Annotated in this window: 1 protein-coding gene; it reads left to right on the top strand. The window is 62.0% G+C overall.

Annotated features, from left to right (window positions below; all coding sequences use genetic code 11):
• Positions 1 to 95: 95 nt before the first annotated feature.
• On the top strand, positions 96 to 1195 hold a 1100-nt coding region (locus VMP31_RS03215), incomplete at its 3' end, for an IS1380 family transposase (RefSeq protein ID WP_325504014.1).

The raw sequence follows: 1195 nt of genomic DNA on the forward strand, positions 1-1195 counted from the left end.
GTACTCAACCATTTGGGCGACCCCGAAACATGGGGTAAAACAGGGAATCCGCGAAGTTCGCAGCTTCGCAGCCCAACCCCAAGGAGGTCACCCAAATGGTGAAAGACAGAAGAAAGCATAGCGACAAAACGCCCGTCGGACAAGGCCGCCGGAACAACGCCCGGCAGCCCAATAAAATCAGCGCTTCTACGCCTTATGACTTCAGCGGCAAAAATCTAACTCCCTACGGGGGACTGCTGCCGGTAATTACGATGCTGGAGAAACTCGGCTTCCGAGCGCTGCTGAACGAAACGCTGACCTCGCAACGCATCCCCCGCGCCATGGACCGTTACCGCTTCGTGCTGGCCATTGTGCTGGGCCTCTACATCGGATTTCCACGGCTGCATCAGTTGCGCTTCGTGGCGCGCGATCCGATCCTCAGCGGCATTCTCGAGATCCGCAAGCTGCCGGTGCAATCGACCTTCTGGCGGTTCCTGGCGGCGCTGCATCTCAACGTGGCGCGGCAGATGCTGACCGTGATCGCCCGGCTGCGGGAACGCGTCTGGCAGGCGGCCAACGTGAAACTGCAGACCGTCACGCTCGACACCGACACCACCGTGCACACGCTCTACGGCCGTCAGATGGGCGGGCGCAAGAGCTACAACCCGAAGAACAAAGGCAAGAAGAGCTACCAGCCGCTGCTGACGTTTCTGGCCGAGACGCGAGAATACCTGGCTGGCGAGTTACGCAACGGCGATCGGCCCACGGGCAAACAGATCGCCGCTCACCTGCGGGCGGTGTTGGCCACCCTGCCGCCGGGCGTGAAGCAGATTTTCGCCCGCGCCGATTCGGGATTCTATTGCTGGGAAGCGATCGCGGCCTATCTCGAAGCCCACTGCCGCTTCGTGGTGGTAGCGCGCAAGACCTCGCGGCTGGTCGAGCAACTGCGCCAAGCCGCCTGGCAGCCCTCGGCCGACCTGGATGCCGAGGCGGAGTGTGAATTCTACTATCAGCCCGAGGGCTGGAAGCAGCCCTGCCGCTTCGTGGCCTTGCGCTACGAGAGAGCGCGCCCCACAGGGGAGCCGGGAGAAGCCGAACAATACCAGTTGTTCGAAACCAGCCAGTATCAGTATCGAGTGTTCGTCACCAACTTCAGCGAGCCGGTGGCGCACGTGGCCTGGTTCTACAACCAGCGGGCGGGCGCGGAAAACCTGAT

The organism is Pseudomonas sp. (genome assembly GCF_035512415.1).
Lineage (GTDB): Bacteria > Pseudomonadota > Gammaproteobacteria > Pseudomonadales > Pseudomonadaceae > Aquipseudomonas.